The organism is Acinetobacter sp. MF4642 (genome assembly GCF_002018925.1).
Taxonomy (GTDB): domain Bacteria; phylum Pseudomonadota; class Gammaproteobacteria; order Pseudomonadales; family Moraxellaceae; genus Acinetobacter; species Acinetobacter johnsonii.
Window position 1 is genome coordinate 1 of record NZ_MVON01000060.1, and the last position, 3817, is coordinate 3817.

Sequence of the window (3817 nt, forward strand, 5' to 3'; positions counted from 1 at the left end):
GAAATCCATGCACGTGTAGCAGTCCTTAACAGATTTACGGAATTAGGTCGACCACTTACCCAAGTTACGCCTTAAATTTGGCTCAATTAGGGGCGCTTTGCATTTCAAATCTTTGTGCAACAAAGCCTATCAAGTTTTAGATAATTTATACAAATATTTTTATCCGTAATTGTATATCGAATATACTGACTTAGAGCCAAAATATAATTCTCACTCCTAACCTCATCAACTGTAAGTAGCTTAATAAAATTTGACTGCCAAAACATATCAAATTTATTTTTATAATCAAAATATTTTGGTTGTGAACATTTATATAGTAAGTCTTCGACTATTTTTTCTAATGCTTTTTTTGGATCAAATTCTGTAAATAATGAATCAAATTTTTCTTCGTAATAATTTTTCATAAAAAAATAAGGACTGATAAATCAGCCCTTATTCTAAACTACTTTTTAATCAACAATTAAGTTAATTGAGCAGCAGCAATTTTCTTCGTATCAACGTCTTTAGCAGCGTTAGTATATTCGCTCATCTTGTCAAAGCTTAAGTATTGATAGATGTCAGCTGACATGCTGTCAATTTGAGCTGCGTACTGTTGGTATTCTTCTGGAGAAGGCAATTTACCCAATACAGCAGCAACAGAAGCAAGTTCAGCAGAAGCTAAGTAAACGTTAGCACCTTGACCTAAACGGTTCGGGAAGTTACGAGTAGAAGTCGATACACAAGTCGTGTTCGGCGCTACACGTGCTTGGTTACCCATACATAATGAACAACCTGGCATTTCAGTACGCGCGCCAGCTTTACCATAAATGTTATAGAAACCTTCTTCCATCAACTGATGTTCGTCCATACGCGTAGGTGGAGCAATCCACAAACGAGTTGACAACGCACCACCAGGAACTTTCTCTAACAATTTACCAGTCGCACGGAAGTGACCGATGTTCGTCATACAAGAACCAACGAATACTTCGTCAATTTTCGCGCCTTGAACATCAGAAAGAAGTTTTGCATCATCTGGATCGTTCGGGCAGCAAAGAATAGGTTCTTTGATGTCTGCAAGATCAATTTCATACACTTTGGTGTATTCAGCATCAGCATCCGCTTTGATCAGGCTTGGGTTAGCCAACCATTTTTCCATGTTCTCAACACGACGAGCCATAGTACGCGCATCGCCATAACCTTCAGAAATCATCCACTTCAACATGGTGATGTTTGAACGAAGGTATTCAGCAACTTTCTCTTCAGAAAGCGTAATAGAACAACCAGCAGCTGAACGTTCAGCAGAAGCATCAGAAAGTTCGAATGCTTGCTCAACAGTCAGGTCAGTTTCCATTTCTGTTAAGTCGATCTCAAGGATACGACCAGAGAAGATGTTTTTCTTACCTTTCTTCTCTACAGTTAAGTCACCTTCCTTAATTGCGTAGTAAGGAATTGCATGTACAAGGTCACGTAGCGTGATACCAGGCTGCATTTTACCCTTGAACTTCACAAGTACAGATTCAGGCATATCTAGTGGCATAACACCAGTTGCTGCAGCGAACGCTACAAGACCAGAACCCGCCGGGAATGAAATACCGATTGGGAAACGTGTATGCGAGTCACCACCAGTACCAACGGTATCCGGAAGAAGCATACGGTTTAACCAAGAGTGAATAATACCGTCACCTGGGCGTAAAGACACACCACCACGGTTCATGATGAAATCAGGAAGCGAGTGTTGCATTTGAACGTCAACTGGTTTTGGATAAGCAGCTGTATGACAGAAAGATTGCATAACAAGGTCAGCAGAGAAACCTAGGCAAGCCAAGTCTTTCAATTCGTCACGAGTCATTGGACCTGTTGTATCTTGCGAACCAACAGTAGTCATCTTAGGTTCACAGTAAGTACCTGGAAGTACACCTTGACCTTCAGGAAGACCACAAGCGCGACCAACCATCTTCTGAGCTTGAGTGAAACCTTTACCAGTTGCAGCAGGCTGAACCGGAGTACGGAACATTGTAGATACTGGAAGACCTAAAGCTTCACGAGCCTTAGTCGTCAAACCACGACCTACGATCAGGTTAATACGACCACCAGCACGAACTTCGTCAAGAAGTACTGGAGTTTTAAGTTCAGCTTCAGCGATTTGCGCGCCGTCTTTGAACGCAGTTACTTTAGCAGAAGCGTGATCGATCTTAAGAACGATTTCGTCGCCCATGTTCATGTTGGCAACATCGATCTCGATCGGTAATGCACCCGCATCTTCCATGGTGTTGAAGAAAATCGGAGCGATTTTAGAACCTAGGCAGTAACCACCGTCTTTTTTGTTCGGGATGTGCGGGATGTCGTCACCGAAGAACCAAAGTACAGAGTTAGTTGCAGATTTACGAGATGAACCTGTACCAACAACGTCACCCACGTAAGCAACCTGGTTGCCTTTCGCGATCAGTTCTTTAATCTGGTTAAGTGGACCCACTTCACCAGGAACTTCTGGATTGATTCCGTCACGTACGTTTTTCAACATTGCATTTGCGTGCAATGGAATGTCTGGACGGCTCCAAGCGTCTTGTGCAGGTGACAAGTCGTCAGTGTTGGTTTCGCCAGTTACTTTGAAAACAGTCAGTTTGATTTCAGTCGGAACGTCTTTACGGCTAGTGAACCATTCAGCGTCAGCCCAAGACTGCATAACTGCTTGAGCATTTGCGTTACCAGCTTTTGCTTTATCAGCAACGTCATGGAATGCATCAAATACTAGAAGTGTTTTCTTAAGCGCTTCAGCCGCTAATTCTGCAAGTGCTGCATCGTCAAGAAGAGCAACTAAAGGAGCAACGTTATAACCACCAAGCATAGTGCCTAGTAAGTAAACCGCACGTTCTTTAGAAATTAGTGGAGAAGTCGCTTCGCCTTTAGCCAAAGCAGCTAAGAATGCAGCTTTAACATATGCAGCTTGGTCAACACCCGCTGGAACACGGTTTTCTAGTAAATCAACTAAAAATGCTTCTTCGCCAGCTGGTGGGTTTTTTAATAATTCAACTAATGCAGCTGTTTGAGCATCATCAAGTGGCTTCGGTGGGACTCCGAGTGCGGCACGTTCTGCAACGTGTTGGCGGTAAGCTTCTAGCACGGTGTTATTCCTCTTTTTTAAAAAATTATTTACGTATTCCTGCTTTAAATAAAGCTACGCAAATAATATGGACTGCTTAATTTTACTAAAATTCCAGTTAAAAGTTAATGCGCTTCAAGTGTTTCTTCGTGATGCCCATTATTTTCTAACTAAATGATGTTCATATCGATTGGACATAAAAACAGCAATATAGTCAGATCGTTTGGAATTGTTTCACATTAACTTTGAACTGCCATTTAAAAACAAAAAAGGCAACCTATGTTGCCTCTTTTTACGCAATATAAATATTCAACCTTAGTGTACCGTTGTCGCTTGAATATATTGTTTGAAACTTTCACGACAGCCTTCAAATTTCATCTGAATTTCGTCCTCATGTAAATTTTGATGTGCAGAGCTTGCAAAAGAAATTTGTACTGAAATTCGTGTAGGTTCATGGTCAAGTGCGTGTTTGAAGTATACATGGTCACCCAAGCTAAGGACATAATGACCACCGCCAATTACGGCCACACCATTTTCATCTTCCAAGAGTAAATCTGCGTGATTTAAATAGCCAACAACTTCCATTTTCTGCTCCTCTCATTTTTTTATTCTAGGGCTTGTTGAGAATTAACAAAGGCTACTGATTAATTTATAATAGTACTATGGATAGATACATACTTACTGATGCCCAATGGGCAAAAATGGAACCTTTTTGCCTAGGTAAAGTGACCGATCGAG

2 protein-coding genes are annotated in these 3817 nt (G+C 41.3%); both read right to left on the reverse strand.

Annotation, left to right across the window (positions count from 1 at the left end; all coding sequences use genetic code 11):
• Window positions 1–460: 460 nt before the first annotated feature.
• Window positions 461–3100, reverse strand: coding sequence for a bifunctional aconitate hydratase 2/2-methylisocitrate dehydratase (locus MF4642_RS16205; protein WP_078426851.1), 2640 nt, complete (start codon window positions 3098–3100; stop codon window positions 461–463).
• Window positions 3101–3394: 294 nt separating this feature from the next.
• A complete protein-coding gene (locus MF4642_RS16210; RefSeq protein WP_004696516.1) occupies window positions 3395–3664 on the reverse strand; it encodes a hypothetical protein in 270 nt (89 codons plus the stop codon).
• Window positions 3665–3817: the final 153 nt, after the last annotated feature.